Source organism: Halosolutus amylolyticus, from assembly GCF_023566055.1.
GTDB classification, from domain to species: domain Archaea; phylum Halobacteriota; class Halobacteria; order Halobacteriales; family Natrialbaceae; genus Halosolutus; species Halosolutus amylolyticus.
In genome coordinates this window covers 1,019,794-1,036,324 of sequence record NZ_JALIQP010000001.1, presented here as the reverse complement: position 1 = coordinate 1,036,324, position 16,531 = coordinate 1,019,794, and the positions used below count along the sequence as shown (strand labels likewise).

Annotated in this window: 15 protein-coding genes; 6 read left to right on the top strand and 9 right to left on the bottom strand. The window is 68.6% G+C overall.

All coding sequences use genetic code 11. From position 1 onward, the window contains the following. The first annotated feature begins 7 nt into the window (after positions 1-7). The 3 genes from MUN73_RS04950 to MUN73_RS04940 all read left to right on the top strand — a co-directional run bounded on the left by MUN73_RS04950 (position 8) and on the right by MUN73_RS04940 (position 3,074). Positions 8-790, top strand: coding sequence for a sensor domain-containing protein (locus tag MUN73_RS04950; protein WP_250139329.1), 783 nt, complete (start codon positions 8-10; stop codon positions 788-790). A 326-nt stretch (positions 791-1,116) separates the two neighbouring features. Next, positions 1,117-2,178, top strand: a complete 1,062-nt coding sequence (locus tag MUN73_RS04945) for an ABC transporter ATP-binding protein (protein ID WP_250139328.1) — start codon at positions 1,117-1,119, stop codon at positions 2,176-2,178. Further along, on the top strand, positions 2,175-3,074 hold the full coding sequence (locus MUN73_RS04940) for an ABC transporter permease subunit (protein WP_250139327.1): 900 nt from the start codon (positions 2,175-2,177) through the stop codon (positions 3,072-3,074). The genes MUN73_RS04945 and MUN73_RS04940 overlap by 4 nt, the downstream gene beginning before the upstream one ends. 562 nt (positions 3,075-3,636) lie before the next feature. Here the strand turns inward: MUN73_RS04940 and MUN73_RS04935 are convergent. The 3 genes from MUN73_RS04935 to MUN73_RS04925 are packed head-to-tail and all read right to left on the bottom strand — an operon-like array spanning position 3,637 to position 8,103. Further along, positions 3,637-4,842, bottom strand: a complete 1,206-nt coding sequence (locus tag MUN73_RS04935; RefSeq protein WP_250139326.1) for a nicotinate phosphoribosyltransferase — start codon at positions 4,840-4,842, stop codon at positions 3,637-3,639. 30 nt (positions 4,843-4,872) lie between these two features. Continuing rightward, positions 4,873-6,339 (bottom strand): Hvo_1808 family surface protein, encoded by a 1,467-nt coding sequence (locus MUN73_RS04930; RefSeq protein WP_250139325.1) that lies wholly within the window; start codon positions 6,337-6,339, stop codon positions 4,873-4,875. A 39-nt stretch (positions 6,340-6,378) separates the two neighbouring features. After that, a complete protein-coding gene (locus MUN73_RS04925) occupies positions 6,379-8,103 on the bottom strand; it encodes an Hvo_1808 family surface protein (protein ID WP_250139324.1) in 1,725 nt (574 codons plus the stop codon). A gap of 216 nt (positions 8,104-8,319) precedes the next feature. Here MUN73_RS04925 and MUN73_RS04920 point away from each other — a divergent pair, with 216 nt between their 5' ends. From MUN73_RS04920 to MUN73_RS04910, 3 genes are all read left to right on the top strand, one after another. Beyond that, positions 8,320-8,904: a cysteine hydrolase family protein gene (locus tag MUN73_RS04920; RefSeq protein ID WP_250139323.1), complete on the top strand. Its 585-nt coding sequence runs from the start codon at positions 8,320-8,322 to the stop codon at positions 8,902-8,904. Positions 8,905-9,111: 207 nt separating this feature from the next. Further along, on the top strand, positions 9,112-9,273 hold the full coding sequence (locus tag MUN73_RS04915; protein WP_250139322.1) for a hypothetical protein: 162 nt from the start codon (positions 9,112-9,114) through the stop codon (positions 9,271-9,273). Positions 9,274-9,394: 121 nt separating this feature from the next. Beyond that, positions 9,395-9,562 carry a hypothetical protein gene (locus MUN73_RS04910; protein ID WP_250139321.1) on the top strand — a complete coding sequence of 56 codons (168 nt, stop codon included), beginning with the start codon at positions 9,395-9,397 and terminating at the stop codon, positions 9,560-9,562. A gap of 91 nt (positions 9,563-9,653) precedes the next feature. Here the strand turns inward: MUN73_RS04910 and MUN73_RS04905 are convergent, their stop codons facing one another. Genes MUN73_RS04905 through nosZ form a run of 6 tightly spaced genes read right to left on the bottom strand, consistent with a single transcriptional unit; the run spans position 9,654 to position 16,268 of the window. Next, a complete protein-coding gene (locus tag MUN73_RS04905; RefSeq protein WP_321575755.1) occupies positions 9,654-10,262 on the bottom strand; it encodes a nitrous oxide reductase accessory protein NosL in 609 nt (202 codons plus the stop codon). After that, positions 10,259-11,260, bottom strand: a complete 1,002-nt coding sequence (locus MUN73_RS04900; protein WP_250139320.1) for an ABC transporter permease — start codon at positions 11,258-11,260, stop codon at positions 10,259-10,261. The genes MUN73_RS04905 and MUN73_RS04900 overlap by 4 nt, the downstream gene beginning before the upstream one ends. Continuing rightward, a complete protein-coding gene (locus tag MUN73_RS04895; RefSeq protein ID WP_250139319.1) occupies positions 11,257-12,183 on the bottom strand; it encodes an ABC transporter ATP-binding protein in 927 nt (308 codons plus the stop codon). The genes MUN73_RS04900 and MUN73_RS04895 overlap by 4 nt, the downstream gene beginning before the upstream one ends. Next, entirely contained in the window at positions 12,164-13,543 is a 1,380-nt protein-coding gene (gene nosD / locus MUN73_RS04890; protein WP_250139318.1) for a nitrous oxide reductase family maturation protein NosD, read from the bottom strand. The genes MUN73_RS04895 and nosD overlap by 20 nt, the downstream gene beginning before the upstream one ends. Then, positions 13,540-14,367 carry a hypothetical protein gene (locus tag MUN73_RS04885; RefSeq protein ID WP_250139317.1) on the bottom strand — a complete coding sequence of 276 codons (828 nt, stop codon included), beginning with the start codon at positions 14,365-14,367 and terminating at the stop codon, positions 13,540-13,542. The genes nosD and MUN73_RS04885 overlap by 4 nt, the downstream gene beginning before the upstream one ends. Before the next feature lie 5 nt (positions 14,368-14,372). After that, positions 14,373-16,268, bottom strand: a complete 1,896-nt coding sequence (gene nosZ / locus MUN73_RS04880) for a TAT-dependent nitrous-oxide reductase (RefSeq protein WP_250139316.1) — start codon at positions 16,266-16,268, stop codon at positions 14,373-14,375. Positions 16,269-16,531: the final 263 nt, after the last annotated feature.

Below are 16,531 nucleotides of genomic sequence, written 5' to 3'. Positions count from 1 at the left end.
TGTCACAGTGGGTATTCGAGTCGGAGTCCCCGGCATCGACGCCGTCGTGCGATCGATACGGACGACAGTGCTGAGTCCGTTCCGTCCGCAGACGTATCTGAATCTCCTGTACCTCGCGCTCGCGTTTCCGCTCGGGGTAGCGTACTTCGTCGTCCTGACCGTCGGGTTCTCGTTCGGCCTCTCGTTGCTTATCCTGGTGATCGGTGCGCCGATCCTCCTCGTCGTGTTGCTCGCCACACACGCCCTCGCGGCGTTCGAGCGGGCGATGGCGCGATACCTCCTGTCAGTCGAGATCGACTCGCCGGGCTATCCGTTTCTCGAACGGGAAGGAGTCGTTGACCGGCTCCGATCGCTCCTGCTCGGCCGCGAGACGTACGCGTCGGTGTGCTTTCTCTTGAGCAAGTTCGTCGTCGGGATCGCGTCGTTCGTGCTCCTGACGACGTTGCTCACGACGGCGGCCGCGATGGTCCTGACGCCGCTGTTCTACGACTCTCCGAACGTCTCCGTCGGCTTCATCACCGACGGCGAGCCGGTCTTTCTCACGCCGTCGCTCCAACTGCCGTGGGACGGCCTCCTCGTCGGTGTCGAGGTCGCCGTCACGCTCACGGAGTGGGAGGTGACGACCCTCCCCGAAGCGCTCGCGACGTCGATCGTCGGGGTCCTCTTCCTCGCGGTCTCGCTCGCGATCTGCAACGTCGTCGCCCGAATTCTCGGCCAGTTCAGCCGATTGATGCTGGGACAATCCGTTCCAGGGCCGATCGCGGACCCGACCGATCGGATCGGCCGGTAGCCCACGGCGGCGCTGGACCCCGAAAAACCGCGCCGATTCGACGTCCCGTATATAAATCTTCGGCAGGACTGTCGGCTGGACAACTGTGAGTCCAGTTATACGATGGTTTCGATCGACGATCCAGCCGTGATGACGAACCGACAGTTCGAGATCGACAGCGGCCGCGTGACGGCCGGCCCGAACGACGCGTCGACGTCACCAGTCCGATCGATGCGCCGATATCGCCGCCCCGATCGGTGCATCGAACACGTATCGAATCGACCAGCGCGGTCGAGACACGCTGTGGCAACCGACCGATCGTTCGGACGACGACGGAGGTGTGACTCGTGACCGCGATCGAGACGACCGGCCTGACCAAGACGTACGGCTCCGAGACGGCCCTCGCGAACCTCGACCTGGCCGTCGAATCGGGCGAGGTCTTCGGCTTCCTCGGGCCGAACGGGGCCGGGAAGACGACGACGATCGACCTCCTGCTCGACTTCATCCGGCCGACGAGCGGTTCGGCGACGGTCCTGGGCCACGACGCCCAGGACGAGACAGATGCCGTCCGCGATCGGGTCGGGATCCTCCCCGACGGCTTCGACCTGTGGGAGCGCTCGTCGGGCTATCGGCACCTCGAGTTCGCGCTCGACTCGACGGGCGTCGACGGCGATCCCGACGCCCTGCTCGATCGGGTGCACCTCGATCGAAGCGACGCAGAGCGGGCGGTCGGCGACTACTCGAAGGGGATGCGCCAGCGCCTCGCGATGGCGATGGCGCTGGCCGGCGAGCCGGACCTGTTGATCCTCGACGAACCGTCGTCGGGACTCGATCCCCACGGGATCCGGACGATGCAGGAGATCATCCGCGAGGAGGCCGCCGCCGGAACCACGGTGTTCTTCTCGAGTCACATCCTCGGCCAGGTGTCGGCGGTCTGCGATCGGATCGGCATCTTAGACGAGGGCGAACTCGTCACGGTCGATACGATCGCCGGACTGCGCGAGACGGCCGGCGTCGGCTCGAGTCTCGTCGTGGACGCGGCGGACGTGACCGGGACCCCCACGGCCGACCTCGAAGCGATCGACGGCGTGGTCGACGTCCGTCCCGAGGGCGATCACCTCCGGGTCGCCTACACCGATCCGGGGGCCAAAGCGCGGACCCTGCACCGGCTCGTCGAGAGCGGAGCGACGGTCCACGACTTCGAGGTCGTCGAGCCGACGCTGGACGACCTGTTCGCCGCGTTCACCGGGACCGACGCCGAGACGGGCGCGGACGCGGACCCGGGCGGAGGCCGTGGCCGCGACTCGAACCGGAACGCGGCGGCGAGGACCGAACCGCCCTCCGCTGCCGACGGCGGCCGGGCTACCGGATCGACCGCCGCGGACGCCGGCGGGGAGGTGGACCGATGAGTTCCACGCTGATCGCGCGGAAGGACTTCGAGGACGCCGTCCGCTCCCGCATGATCTGGGCGGTGATGGGCGTCTTCGTCTTCCTGATGGTCGTCATCTCGGCCGGGGCCGCCTCCAACGGCCTCGCCGAGGCCGAACCGACGGAGATCATCCCCCTCGTCGCCAACATCGGCGGTCAGCTCATGATCCCGGTGCTCGCCTTGCTCGTCGGCTACATGGCGATCGTCGGCGAGCGCCAGTCCGGCAGCCTGCGCGTGCTCTTTGGGCTCTCGCACAGCCGCTGGAACGTCTTCCTCGGTAAACTGGCGAGCCGACTGGGGGTCATCGTCGTCGCGACCGCCGTCGCCTGCCTCGTCGCCCTCGGGATGGTCGTTGCGATGTTCGACAGCTTTCCGGCCCGAACCCTGCTCGCCTTCTCGCTCCTGACGGTCCTGCTCGGGATGGTCTTCACCGCGATCGCCGTCGCCGTCTCGGCGATGTCGGCCTCGCGGATGCAGGCGATGGCCGGCGCGATCGGGAGCTACGTCCTCTTCACGCTGGGCTGGCACCCGCTGGTCGCCGGCGTCCACTACCTCGTCGAGGGGAGCCTGCCCGGCTACGAGGCCGCCGGGTGGTACTTCTTCCTGCTCCGGCTGAACCCGCTGGAGGCGTACACGCAGGTCTCGAGCGAACTTGCCGACCAGTTCATCTGGGGCATCTTCGGCTGGCAGGGCGTCGTCGAAGATATCCCCGCCGAGACCCTCCAGGAGCCGAACGCCCTCATGCTCTCGAACCGGCTCGGCGGCGACCTGCCGCTCTACCTGCAGGAGTGGACCGCCGTCCCCATCCTGCTCCTGTGGATCGCGATCCCGCTGGCGATCGGCTACTGGCGGTTCGAGGGCGCGGACCTGAACTGAGTCCGGCGGCCGTCGATCGTCTTACCCCCGACACCGCGGCGCATCGCTCCGGCCCCGGGTCGATCGGTGGGGGAGTATGAGTATATACCTCAGTCAACCGGATACCGAAAGCCCTCAGCGGGTCGTCCTTTCAGCACCCAGGTTCGCACCGCCTTCCTCCCCCGGATCGCGCGACTCCGCACGTCGCGTTCGTGTGCAGAGCCGCACTCGCGGCCAGCGGAGCACACTCGTGGCTGTTTGGCGCGCAGGCGAGGCGTCCGAGCGACTGCGAAGACGCCGAGTTGATCCGCGAGGGACGAGTGAGCGAACCCGTGAGTGAACGAGTCGGCTGGGGAGGGTGAGGCCGTGGGTGGGACTGAAAGGGGTCGATAGCTTTCGAAATGACTGGATACGTCGACGGCTGTCGCATATCCAAGCCTCCCGACTCGAGCGGATCGAGGGCTTTCGAGGAGGGTGGGATACGTCGACTCCGATCGCATCTCTGAACAAAACGGAATCGGACGGGGCCCACACCCGAGATCGATCGGCCGAGAACCGGAACGCAATCGAAGTCGACGAACACCTACTCGCGGTCCGAGAAGCCGACCGCCTCCGCGTCGGCCAGACACCGATCGCTGGCTTCGTCGAGGTCGAACTCGCGGACGATTTCGCCGTCGCGCACGAGCGGTTCGAGCAGCGCCTCGCCGTCTTCGGGGCCGTCCCGATCGGCCAGCGCGACGTGGTGGCCGCCGTCCGAGGTACGATAGACCTCCTTCACGCCGGAGAGTTTGCCGCGCTTCGAGATCGGCTCGCTCGGGCCGTCGGACTGCGTCCGGCCGCTCGAGGGATCTTCCGATCCCTCGCTGATCTCGACGATGTCGAGGCTGAAGTCGATCGGGTCGCGATCGGTGATGTGGCCGCCGACGCCGAAGCCGTCGGCGACGTCCCGCAAGTCGCGGAGCTGGTCGGGGCCGAGGCCGCCGCTACAGAAGATGTCGACGTCCTCGTGGCCGCGCGCGTCGAGTTCCCAGCGCACCTCGCGGATGATGTGCCGGAAGTCGCCGCGGCGCGAACTCGTGGTGTCGATGCGAACGCCGTCGAGGTCGTCGCCCAGCGTCTCGGCGGCGAGCAGGCTCTCGCTGACCTCGTCCCAGAAGGTGTCGACCAGCGCAATCCGGGGCGTCTCCTCGGGGACGGCCTCGTCGAAGGCCCGCCACGCGTCGGCCTGGTTCCCCTCGCCGAAGCAGAACATGAGCGCGTGAGGCATCGTCCCGCCCGGATCGCGATCGAGGATCTCGCCCGCCGCGACGTGCGAGAAGCCGTCGAGGCCGGCGAGCAGGGCGGCGCGTTCGACGACCGACGAGATCGACGGGTGGACGTGGCGGGCGCCGAACGAGAGCACGAGCGAGTCGGGCGCGGCCAGGCGGGCCTCGAGCGCCGCGGTCGCGAAGCCGCTGGGCTGGGACAGCAGTCCGAGCAACGACGTCTCGAGTTCGGCGAACTCGAGGTAGGGGCCCTCGATCCGCATCACGGGGCCGCCGTCGAACAGTTGCCCGTCGGGGAGCGCGTCGACGTCCACGGCCCGGCCCTCGAAGAGCGTGGCGACGTCCTCGATCCCGGTAAGGACCTGGAAGTCACCGGTCGGGAACTGGTCGGCGGTCACCTCGGCGACGACGTGGGGGTTCTTCCCCGCGTGCTCGAGCGTCGATCGGGTGCGCTCGAAGTAGGCGTCCGTCGCAGTCCCCTCGAGAATAGCGTCTGGCGTGACGGTTCCGAACGGATTCGACATACCGGCGGTTTCCGACCGGAGGCAAAAAAGCTACCCGTCTGCCGCGGCGGGGATCGGCGATCCGGCTCCCCCGGACGGGGCTGGGATCGGCGACGCACTGCCGGCCGTCGTGGACCCGATCGACGCCGTTGCCGACGCTCCGATCTCCGCACGGGTCTCGGTCGACGCGCCGTCTTCGGCGTGAATCTCGTCGAGTTCCGGAACGGTAGGCGCGCCGACGATCGTGACCCGATCGCCCGCAACGGACACGCGGTTGGCGCCGGCGAATGGGTCGCCGTCGTCGATCCGGTAGACGCCGTCGTCGACCCGCCCGGCGCCGTTGGCCGCGAGCAGGTCGCGGTAGGCGTCGGCGAACGCCTCGGCGTCCGCCTCGCGCTCCCACGCGAGGCGCCAGACGTGGCCCGTTCGATCGCTCCCGTCCGCGTAGGCGCGGAACGTGTCGCCCGCCCAGCCGTCGGTCGCGGGCGCGGAGTAGTTGTACGGCGAGAGATCGGTCGCCCCGGCGGTAAGCGACGAGCGATCGACGACCCCGTTGGCCCACAGCGTCGCGAACACGGTTGCCTCGCCAACCGTGTCCGACTCGATCTCGCCGTCGTCGTCCGTCACGGGATCCCAGTCGTCGTTCGATCGGTCCTCGATCGGTACGTCGATCGGTTCGACGTCCGGGTAGGTCTCGGGCGCGAGCACCTGGCTCGTGCTCGCCGGTCGCGCCTCGTGGGCGCGATCGACCCGGTCCCAGCCGCCGGTCTCGTGGAGGTGGGCCACGAACGGCGGCCCCGCGGAGTACGGCGCGTAGATCGAGAGGAAGAGGCCGAAATTGAACGAGCGGGGGTCGGACGTAGCGGGCTCGCGATCGGCCAGGCACTGCCACTCGGCGCCGCAGCGCTGGTCGTACAGGTGCGCCAGGTAGTTCGCCTCGCCTTCGATCAGGCCGAGTTCCGCCCGGCGTTCGTCGATCGTCTCCCCGGATCGATCGATCCCGAAGCGCTGGTCCTGGAGCGCGTGGACGAGTTCGTGGACCAGCGTCCGCCGATCGATCCGGATCTCGTCGGCGTCGTCGGTGACGATCACGATCCGATCGTTCACGTAGTAGCCCTGGACGGAGTCACCGTAGAGGTCGTCGAACGCCGCGTTCACGTCCGTCTCGCCGTCGACGACGAACGCGCCGCGCCAGAGTTCGTTGTCGAACTGCGAGGCCGGTTCGCTCCCCCCTCGTCGCTCGCGGTACTCGTCTCGACCGATCACCTCCAGTTCGACGTCGCGGTCGAACGTGAGCCCGCGGACGACCTCGATCCGGGCCATCGATCGGTACTTGACCGCCTCGAGCTGGTGCTCGGTGAGGCCGTCGCTCCCGTCGAACGCGAAGGTATCGTCGTGTGCGTACCCCGCGACGTGACCGGGGTCCCGATCGGGATCGAACTGGCCCGGCGTGCCGGGCAGCGTACACCCCGACAGGACGACGAGAGCGACGATCGCGAAGAGTCTGGCCCGGCCCATCGACTGTGGCCTTCGAACGACGGATGATAAGTGCCACGGTTACCGGCGTCGGCCGTTCCGGACCGCGAGGGTACCGAGCACCAGCGAGAGCACGGCGATCGAAAGGCCGAACCCGGGAATCTCGTCGCTCCAGGAGCCAGTCTCGTCGGCCCCGTCGTCGCCTCCCTCGTCGACCTCGAGCCGATCGTCGCCCTCGGGTGCGGCACCCTGCTCCACCTCGTCGAGCGCGTCGATCGACGGCGCGTGGACGATCGTCACCGTCTCGCCGTCCTGCTCGGCGTAGTAGGCGCCGGCGAACCCGTCCGCGATCTCGTAGGTGTCCTGGCGGTCGGCGACCGCGCTCGCGCCGTTGATCTCGAGCAGTTGCAGGTAGCCGTCGACGAACGCCTGTGCCTCCCCTTCGGACACCCACTCGGTCTGCCAGACGTAGCCGGCGTCGTCGGCCGCGGCGATCGGGTCGTCGCTCCCGTTGGTATCTGCGTCGGCCGGGACGTACGTCACCAGTTCGTCGCCGGCCCAGCCGTCGGTGTAGGGCTGGTCGTAGCGAAGGTCCTCGCCCCCGGACAGCCCCATCCCGAGGAACTCGTCCCTGGAGACCACCGACGGCCGGTCCCGGTCGATCGCCCCGTCGGCGAACATCGCGGCCATCCCGGCCTCGCCGACGGTCTCGGTCGCCGGTTCGCCGTCGATCTCGAGCTGTTCCCAGTCCTCGCTCGATCGGTCCGCGACGTCGGTCTCGACTGGCTCGCGGTCCTCGCCGGGGTGGATCACCTCGGACGTGCTGGCCGGCGGATCGTCGTAGGCGTCGTCGACGGCGTCCCAGCCGCCCTGCTCGCGCAGGTGGGCGACGTAGTCGGGCCCGTCGGCGTAGGGCTGGTAGATCGTGAAGTAGAGGCCCCAGTTGACGTCGTCGGGGAGTTCGGTCGGCCCGTCGGCGGGGAGGACACACTCCCACTCGGCGCCACAGCGCTGGTCGTACGCCCGCTCGACCGCGACGGCGTCGCCCTCGATGAGGCCGTTCTCGGCGTTGCTCCCGTCGAGCGACTCCCGATCGTAGTTCGTCAGGTCGAAGTGCTGGTCCTGCAGGGCGTGGACCAGTTCGTGGCCGAGCACCACCTCGTTCAGTTCGGGTTCGTCGGGGGTGTTCGAGACGACGACGATCCGATCCGACTGCGGTTCGTAGTAGCCCTCGACCGCACCGCCGTACAGCGTCTCCGCCTCGTCGACCGCGTTCGTCTCGCCGTCGATCATGAACAGCGCCTCGTAGTTGACGTTCTCCTGGAGGCGTTCCGCCGGCCCGAGGTCGGTGAAGAGGTCGTCCTGTTCGGCCTGGTACGCCGATCGGGAGCGGACCTCGACGTCGACGTCGTCCTCGAACGTCCGCTCCCGGATCACCTCGACGCGAGCCATCGCCCGGTAGACGACCGCGTCGAGTTCGTCGTCATCGACGGTGGCGTCCTCGCGGTCGTCGACGGGCAACTCGTCGTCGTACCAGTAGCCCTCGACGTAGCCGATCGTGTCCCCGGTCGAGTGATCGTCGTCCCGGTCCTGAATCGCCGGCGTCGACGCGGCCCGATCGAGCGTTCCGGTCGCGCCAGCACTCGCGGCGTGGTCGCCGGCGGCGACGGCTGCGGGCGACGTCGCACCCTCGATACCGCCAGCCGTCGCCGACGGTGCGCCGCCACCCCCGGCAGCCGACAGCGGGACGGCACACAGTGACAACACGACCAGCGCGACGAGCAGCGGGACACGTGTCGATCTCATGAACGGTAGCTAGGGGCCAGTACGGAAGCGACTACAAAAAGACCGCCGATGGGCGACACCGGCCGAGCCGGACGGGGGCGCGGACGAACCGACGCGAGACCGGCGCCTCGGTCGGACGAATCACGGACGCGGGCGAAGATCTGCCGACCGATAATCGGCCAGCCCGATCGCGTACCGGGCGCGAACGTTTTTGGGCACGTGTCCGTAGCATCACACATGCACCTCGAACCAGACAGCACTGCGGTCGTCGTGGTCGACATGCAAAACGGGTTCTGTCACCCCGACGGCTCGCTGTACGCACCGGGGAGCGAGGCGGTCATCGAACCGATCGGGGACCTCGTCGACCGGGCCCGCGAGGCGGGCGTCCGGATCGTCTTCACGCGGGACGTCCACCCGCCCGACCAGTTCGAGGACGCCCACTACTACGACGAGTTCGATCGCTGGGGCGAGCACGTCGTCGAAGGCTCCTGGGAGGCGGAGATCGTCGAGGAACTCCCCGTCGAGGCGGCCGACCACGTCGTCGAGAAACACACCTACGACGCCTTCCAGAAGACGGAGTTCGAGGGGTGGCTGAACGCCCGCGGGATCAAAGACCTCGTCTTCGTCGGGACCCTCGCGAACGTCTGCGTCCTCCACAGCGCCGGCAGCGCGGGACTGCGGGACTTCCGGCCGCTGCTCGTCGAGGACTGCATCGGCGCGATCGAGGACGAGCATCAGGAGTACGCGCTCGAACACGCCGACTTCCTCTTCGGCGAGGTCGTCGAGAGCGACGACCTGACGTTCGGGAGCGAGGCGGCGTGATCGAGGAGCGTCGACACCGCGACCGCGAACTGCGACTGTTTTCACGGTCGGGTTCTAACGGCCCGGTATGACAGGATTCCAGCCGAGTCGTCCGACGGCGATTCGCCCGCGAGGAGCCGATCGGCCCTCGGGTTCAGGTCGTAACGCGATCGGAAGTCACGACGCGACGGGAGTGAACGGGGACGCGACCGACGAGGGCGACCGCGAATGAACACCCGGCGACTCCGACCGATCTACGTCTTCGGGATCGCCCTGAACGCGATCGCGCTCGTGTACGCGGCGCTCGACGGCGCGTACCTGTTCGCGGCCACGTTCGGCTTCGTCATGGTGTACCTCACACTCCGCCTCTGGATGCTCTCGAACCGGTGAGGGCGGGCGAGCGGGATTCCGGTCGGCGATCACGGCGGTGCACGCCGAACCGAAGCCCGTATAAAGAGCGTGGACCCGTTCAGGCCGATTGCTATCGGCGACGCGGCGGAACGGTCACGTGATGCTCGAATCGGTCCCCGCGTACGTCGAACTCGCCATCTACTGTTACTTCGGCCTCGTCGCGGCGATCGGACTCTCCGTTCACGTTCGGCTCTGGCACCAGTACCGCCGCACCGGATACGCGGACGACGGGGCGATCGAGTCACCGACCGACGACGGCACGGTCTGACACGACGAGGGTGGCGGTTCCCGGACTCGATCGCCGTGGCCGATGGCACACCGGGTTCCTGTGGCCGAGAGCGATTCCACCCTCCGTCCAGTCACAGCAGGTCGTCCCAGCCCCGGATCTCGCCGTCGTGGGCGGCGACGAACGCTTCCGCGTCGTCCCGATCGCCGAACGGCACGATCGCCTCGCCCATGGCCCCTTCGACGCCGCTGTCGACGACGTAGTGGAGCGTCGTCGCGTCGGCGAAGGCGTCTGCCGCGACGTGACTCGAGATGTAGATCACGCCCTCCCGTTTCCGGAGGGCGTACTCGACCCTCGAGTAGTCGGTGACGAACGCGTCGCGAAGCGTCCAGCCGCGGGCGACGCGCTCTTCGTGGGAGGCCAGCAGTTCCGAGAGACTGTCGAACCGGGCCGGCCCGTCGCGGTCCCCGGGCTTCCCGTCGGCGTAGAACAGCTGTCCCGCCGGCCCGTAGTGGTCCGCGATCGTCATCCCGCAGACGTCACACGTCTGGCCCTCGTCCAGCGCGATCGGCTCGGCCGGCGATTCGTCGCCGCCGTCGGCGCTCCCGAGACAGCCGGCCAGTCCGGCCGCGGCGACGGCCCCGATGCCACCGAGCAGGCGACGCCGCGAGTAGCGATCGGTCCCGGCCCCTCCGCCGGGGTGCCCGTGTGCGCAGTCGTGCGTGCGATCGCGTCGAGTCACAGTCGTCGCCTCCGGATCGCGACGGTTGCGAGTGCGGTCGGAACGGCGATCCACGCGAGCAGGGCCGCGGCGAGCACGCCCGCGGAGAGGCCGGCCGACGCGAGCACGGCGGCGAAGCCGGCCTCGCCGCCGGCACCGAGCGCGCCGAGGACCAGCGCCCGGAAGATCGCGGTGGGGTTCGCCACCACCATCGCCGAGATCGCCGTCTCCGAGAGGCCGAACGCGGCGACCAGGCCGAGTCCGAGCAGGTCGTGAACGAGGACGAACCACGCCCACGCCAGCAGGGCGATCCCGAGCGCGTGGGTCTTCTCGCGCGCGATCGTCGACAGCAGGACGCCGATCGCGAGGAAGGCCAGCCCGAGGCCGACCGTCGCGAGCAGGAAGCCGACGTAGGCGTCGAAGCCGGCGAGGCCGTACTCGAGCAGGAGGAAGCCGCCGGCGACGCCGAACCCGACGATCGTCGCGCTCGCGAGCACGGTCGCCCGCCCGAGGAGCGTCCCGAGGACGACCCACGACCGGGAGACGGGCAGGGCGAACAGCGTCTGGAGCCAGCCGCTCTCCTCCCGGCCGACGACGGCGTCGTAGCTGAACGCGAACGCGACCAGCGGCACGAGGTAGACCGCGAGGACGGCGAGACTCGCGACGACACGCTCGAACCCCTGGGGGCTGACCGAGGAGCCGCTGAAGGTCGTCAGCCCGAGCGCGAACGCGGCGAAGATCGCCGTGAGCGCGATCGCCCACCGGTTCCTGACCGCCAGCCGATACTCCGTCTCGGCGACGACGAACAGTTGCCGGTACCAGCGCCCCGACTCGGCGGCGAGCCCGGTGCCGATCGCGGCCTCGGCCCCGGGTTCGGCCTCGTAGCCGCCGTCGGGTCGCGGTTCGCCCCCGCGTTCGCCGTCGGGCCGGCGATCTGTCGGTCCGCCGCCATCGGTGGGTCGGTCTCGATCGGCCGATACGCTGGCATCTTCGTCGGGTCGGGGCAGGTCACCCGTCACGGCTCCACCTCCCCGGCCGCCGCCGGCCGATCCCCGGCGATCGCCTCGTGGAACGCCGCCTCGAGACCCGGTTCGCGGACCTCGAACCGATCGACGAGATCGGAGTCGATCCCCGCGACGAGATCGAACGCCGTCTCGCGGTCGCACTCGACGTCGATCCCGTCGCCGGCGTCGGTGACGTCGCCCCGCCCCTGGACGGCCGCGAGGAGCGCCTCGCGATCGTCTGCAGGGTGGAACGAGACCGTCACGCGGCCGGGCGCGGTTCGGAGATCGTCGATCGGCCCGGCGGCGCGCAACTGGCCGTCCTGGAGGATGGCGACCTCGTCACAGAGGCGCTCGACCTCGCTCAGCACGTGCGAGGAGAGGACGACCGTGGCGTCGGTCTCGCCGTCGATGCGCTCGACGATGCGGTGAAACGCCGCCACGCCGCGCGGGTCCAGCCCGGCCGTCGGCTCGTCGAGGACGAGCACCGGCGGCTGTGAGAGCAGGACCGACGCGAGGCCGAGGCGTCGACCCATCCCGTTCGAGTAGCCGGAGACGGGCCGATCGGCGGCATCGGCCAGGTCGACGAGGTCGAGACACGCCGCGATCCGATCGTCGCGGCCGGAGAGCCCGCGGATACGGGCGTGCACCGAGAGCACCTCGCGGCCGGTCATCGACGCCGGGAAGCCGCTGTGTTCGGGCAGGAAACCGACGCGCTCGCGGACGCGGTGGCCCGCGCGCTCGACGTCGAGGCCGCCGACCTCGATCCGGCCTTCGTCGGGCCGGTCGTGGCCGACCAGCAGTTCGAACAGCGTCGTCTTTCCCGCCCCGTTCGTCCCGAGGACGCCGAACGTCGACCCCGAGGGCACCTCGAAGGAGGGGCCGTCGAGGGCGACGACGTCGCCGTATCGCTTGTGGACGTCAGTGATCGTGATGTTCATAGTAGGACCTCCAGTCCTCGTGTGCTGGCTCGGCCAGCGGTCGCTGGTCGACGATGCCCGGCGTCTCGACGATCGGGAACGAACTCTCGGCCAGTCGAACGGCGTCGAACGCGGGACTCTCGGTGAAGACGGCCGCCTGCGGGTTCTCGTGGACCACCCGTTCGACGGTACCGGCGGGCTGGTGGCGGGCTTCGCTCGTTCCGTCGCCGTCGAGGTCGACGGCGCGGGCGTCCGACCAGTAGTTGCCTCGATCGGTGTCGTTCCAGCTGACCTGCGCGTTCGTCTCCGCGAACGCGGCGGCGTCGTTCGCGACGAAGCTGTTGCCGGTCACGAGTTCGCCGCTGCTGCCGGCCGTGATGTGAACGCCCACGTCGTTCTCGAGGACGAGGTTGTCCGCCATGCGGTTGTGCTGGGCGTTGTAGACGTACAGTCCGTTGCCGTTGCCGACGAGGTCGTTGTCGACGATCTCGCTGTTCTCGACGTCCTTGACGAGGATGCCGTGACCGCTCGAGCCGTCGTTGTTCGCCGCGGTGTTGTTCCGGAGCGTGAGTTCCTGCGAGACCATCAGGGCGAACCCGACGTCGTTGTCGAACGCGACGTTGTCCGCGAGTACGTTGTCGTTCGAGTACATGTAGTGGACGCCGTAGCGCATCTCCCACATGACGTTGCCCTCGGCGGCGACGCCCTCCGCCCACTGGTAGTAGATCCCGTCGCGGACGGTCGTGACGTAGTTGTTCCTGATCTCGGCGTCGGTGGTCTCCCAGAGGTGGATGCCGTTGCCGCGTTCGGGCACCGTGACGTCCTCGCGACCGGCGACGATGCTCTCCTCGACGGTCACGCCGTCAACTGCGCCGATCCAGACGCCGAAGTCGACGTCGGTCAGCCGGAGTTCCGACAGGGTGGCGTTCGAGCCGTTGACGACCACGCCGCTGTCGTCGTCGGTCTGGTCGGTGCCGGAGTTGCGGATCCAGACCCCCGCGATCGTCACGCCGTCGGCACGGACGTCGACGACGGTCCCCTCGCCGCCGCCGTCGATCACTGCGCCGTCCCGTTCGACGGCCTCGATCGTGACGGCCGGCGTCTCGACGGTCACGCGCTCGTCGAACCGTCCCGCGACGAGCACCGTATCGCCGGGGTCGGCGGCGTCGATCGCCGCCTGCAGGGAGTCGTACTCGCGATCGCCGACGGTCGCGGTACCGTCTTCGTCGGGTTCCGGGACGTCGTGGACGTCGGGAACGGTCGCGCTCCAGCCGTCGACGCTCTCTCCGTCGGTCGAGTCGTCCGTCGCGGCGACGGCTGCACCCGCGAGCGACCCGACGAGCATCACCGCGGCGGCGACGGCGAACCAGGATTCGGTCACGGGGACTCACCCTCCGGGGTCGAGCGAGTGGGATCAGTAGCGCGCGATTCGGCGCGTGGCGTCTCGTCGGATCTCGTCCCCGCTCCTCCGTCCGTACCCGATCGATCGTCCGGCCCGGATCGATCGCACCAGCCACGAATCCGGGCGCGGACGCGGTCGGAACCGGACCGGAACAGCGCCGGCACGTCCCGGACCGTCGCTCCGGAATCCCGAAAGCGGAACGCGACGACCAGCAGGCCGACGGCGATCAGCGTCACGTACCCGCCGGGACCGAACCAGGCGTTGCCGCTGATGTTGGCCACCTCGTAGGTCCCGAGGACCGGCGGGGTGAACCCCTCGACCCCGGACAGCGGCGCGTCCGGATCGAGCGAGTGGCCGGCCTGGTAGAGCCGGTACTGGATGATCGCGAGCATCGCGCCGAAGATCGCGATCGTCCCGGCGACCAGGGCGGTCACTCCCCGACGGAGCGGGCGGCCCGAGGGGAGACAGGCGACGACGGCGCTGGCCAGCGCGAGGCCGACGAACACGACGGGACCGAGTACCCACTCGGGGACGGCGACGGCCTTCTCGTGGACGTCGTAGTTCGGATCGACGTACACCGGATCGGGGTAGTAGAACCCGACGTACTTGTTGAGGGAGTGCACCTCACCGAAGTCGCCACCCAGTCGCGGGTAGGCGTAGAGTTCCACGACCAGCGGGTCCATGTACTGTGGCGCCGTGAGGACGATCCGCCACACCGGCATCGTCAGTGCGAGTACGAACAGTCCAGCGGCTGTCAGCGGGAGGAAGCGCCTGAGTTCGAGCAGCCGAGTGAGGCGGGTCATCGAGATCACTCCGCGGGTTCGACGAGCAGTCGCGAGCGCATCTCGAGGTGGAGTGCGCTACAGAAAAACGCACAGTACATCCAGTAGACGCCGGGCTCGTCGGCCGTGATCGTCACCTCGCGGGTCTCCTGCGGGGCGAGTTTTATGTTGACGTCGTACTCGGGGATCGCCAGCGAGTGCAGGATGTCGTCGGTCTCCTCGATGTTCGTGACGGTGAACGTCACCTCGTCGCCCTCCTGGACGGTGACGTCCGAGTAGCCGAACTCGTTGCGCATTGAGTACATCTTCACGTGAACCCGGCCGTCCTCGCGGACGATCTCGCTGTCCTCCGGCCCGACGAACTCCTCGTCGTAGTCCTCCGGATCGTACACCGTGGCGGGGTCGAGCTTGTCCGCACTGACGATCGAGGCGTCGTGTGGTTCGGCGTACGAGGGCGTGTCCTTGACGAGTTTCATCCCCGCGTCGTCGTCGCCGATGTAGATCAGCTGGTCGTTCTCCGGGTGCATCGGGCCGACCGGGAGGAACCGGTCCTTCGAGAGCTTGTTGAGCGAGACCAGCCAGTCGCCCTGCGGATCGGCCGTGTAGGACTCCGCGGCGATCAGGTGCCCGGGGTTGTAGTGAACGTCGATCTTCTCGATCACCGGCTCCTCGGAACCGAGGTCGGCCTCGACTGCGTCCTCGATGTCCCACTTGACGACCTGCGAGTCGATGAACAGCGTCGTGTAGGCGTGTCCCCGGCCGTCGTAGGCGGTGTGGAGCGGCCCCATGCCGACGCGGGGCTGGCCCACGATCGCGTCGTTCGGATCCGCGGCGTCGCCCAGCATCTCGATGTCGATCACCGAACAGGTCGGATCGAGCTTCCCGCTCGCGATCGCGTACTCGCCGTCCGGAGTGACGCTTACCCCGTGGGGGCTCTTCGGTACGTCCACGTACCGGACGATCGGGTCCGAGCCGCCGTTGAGCGGACTGTCCTGGCGTCCGTCGACGACCTTGACGCCGCCGATCTCCTCGTACTCGCCGGCCTCGACGGCGTCCTCGATCGCGAGGGTGTCGAACGCCTTCACGTAGTCCGTGTCCGACCCCGACATCTCGCTCTCGGTGACGCCGTTCTCGCTGTTGTAGCCCGTCGCGAAGAACCAGCGCCCGTTCTTGCCGCCGTCGCCGTTGTCCATGTTGCCGTCGACGAGCACCTGCCAGGCGACGTCGAACGACTCGGGCTCGATCGCCGTGAGGACCGAGGTGTACTCGTCCGGGTCGTCCAGGTCCCGGCCGTCGTTGGGCATCGGGACGCGGAACTCGCCGACCCCGAAGATGAGATCGGTGTCGGGCAGGCGCGCACAGGCTCCGTGGACCCCCTGCGTGTTGGGAACGTCGACGATCGCGTCCGTCTCGAAGTACTTCAGGTCGATCCGGGCCATCCGGCCGTTGGCCTTGTCGTTGACGTAGGCGAAGCGGCCGTCGTAGTCGTTGTCCGTCTGGCTGAGTCGCGGGTGGTGGGTGTCGCCCCACGTGTAGCCGCCGGCCTCCTCCAGCATCTCGCTGGTTCGATCGTCGTAGCCGTAGCCGCGGGCACTCTCGGTACTGAACACGGGGATCCGCATCAGCTGGCGCATCGAGGGGATGCCGTAGACGCGGATCTCGCCCGTGTGACCTCCGGAGAGGAAGGCGTAGTACTCGTCGTGTTCACCGGGCGCGACGCTCGCATCGACGTCCGCCGCCGACGGGTGGTCGTCGTCGCTGAGCAGCCCCGTACAGCCGGCGAACGACCCCATCGCGCCGGCGGCCACGCCGGCCTTCATGAAGTCGCGTCGCGGAATGCGATCGAACAGCGGCTCGCGGTCGGCCGCCGTCGCGTCGGTCTCGGTCCGGTCTCGATCGGTCGAAGTGGGTGTGTCGGTCATCGGTCTGGAAGTGGATCGTCGATCGCGGTTCTGTGCAGCGGATCGCCGATTACACCCGGGGCTCGGAACAGCGCGTTATTAGAGGGGCGTATAAATTCCCTTCAGATGGAACAGGTGGGGAAGATGTTCGTCGAAGCGCTGAGGGGGAAGGAAGTACCTAGTCACTCCGGAACGTGCTCCGGATCGGACCGACGGTCCAGAACGGTCGTCCGGGCCGGACCGATCGGCCGGAACGGGTCACGCGCGACCGACGGTCGACACGC

Bases quoted from the DNA above. Each gene is read 5' to 3' on its own strand.
- MUN73_RS04925 (WP_250139324.1), bottom strand. From the start codon at position 8,103: ATGAGATCGACACGTGTCCCGCTGCTCGTCGCGCTGGTCGTGTTGTCA.
- MUN73_RS04930 (WP_250139325.1), bottom strand. From the start codon at position 6,339: ATGGGCCGGGCCAGACTCTTCGCGATCGTCGCTCTCGTCGTCCTGTCG.
- MUN73_RS04915 (WP_250139322.1), top strand. From the start codon at position 9,112: ATGAACACCCGGCGACTCCGACCGATCTACGTCTTCGGGATCGCCCTG.
- MUN73_RS04895 (WP_250139319.1), bottom strand. From the start codon at position 12,183: ATGAACATCACGATCACTGACGTCCACAAGCGATACGGCGACGTCGTC.
- MUN73_RS04940 (WP_250139327.1), top strand. From the start codon at position 2,175: ATGAGTTCCACGCTGATCGCGCGGAAGGACTTCGAGGACGCCGTCCGC.
- MUN73_RS04920 (WP_250139323.1), top strand. From the start codon at position 8,320: ATGCACCTCGAACCAGACAGCACTGCGGTCGTCGTGGTCGACATGCAA.
- MUN73_RS04885 (WP_250139317.1), bottom strand. From the start codon at position 14,367: ATGACCCGCCTCACTCGGCTGCTCGAACTCAGGCGCTTCCTCCCGCTG.
- MUN73_RS04935 (WP_250139326.1), bottom strand. From the start codon at position 4,842: ATGTCGAATCCGTTCGGAACCGTCACGCCAGACGCTATTCTCGAGGGG.
- MUN73_RS04910 (WP_250139321.1), top strand. From the start codon at position 9,395: ATGCTCGAATCGGTCCCCGCGTACGTCGAACTCGCCATCTACTGTTAC.
- nosZ (WP_250139316.1), bottom strand. From the start codon at position 16,268: ATGACCGACACACCCACTTCGACCGATCGAGACCGGACCGAGACCGAC.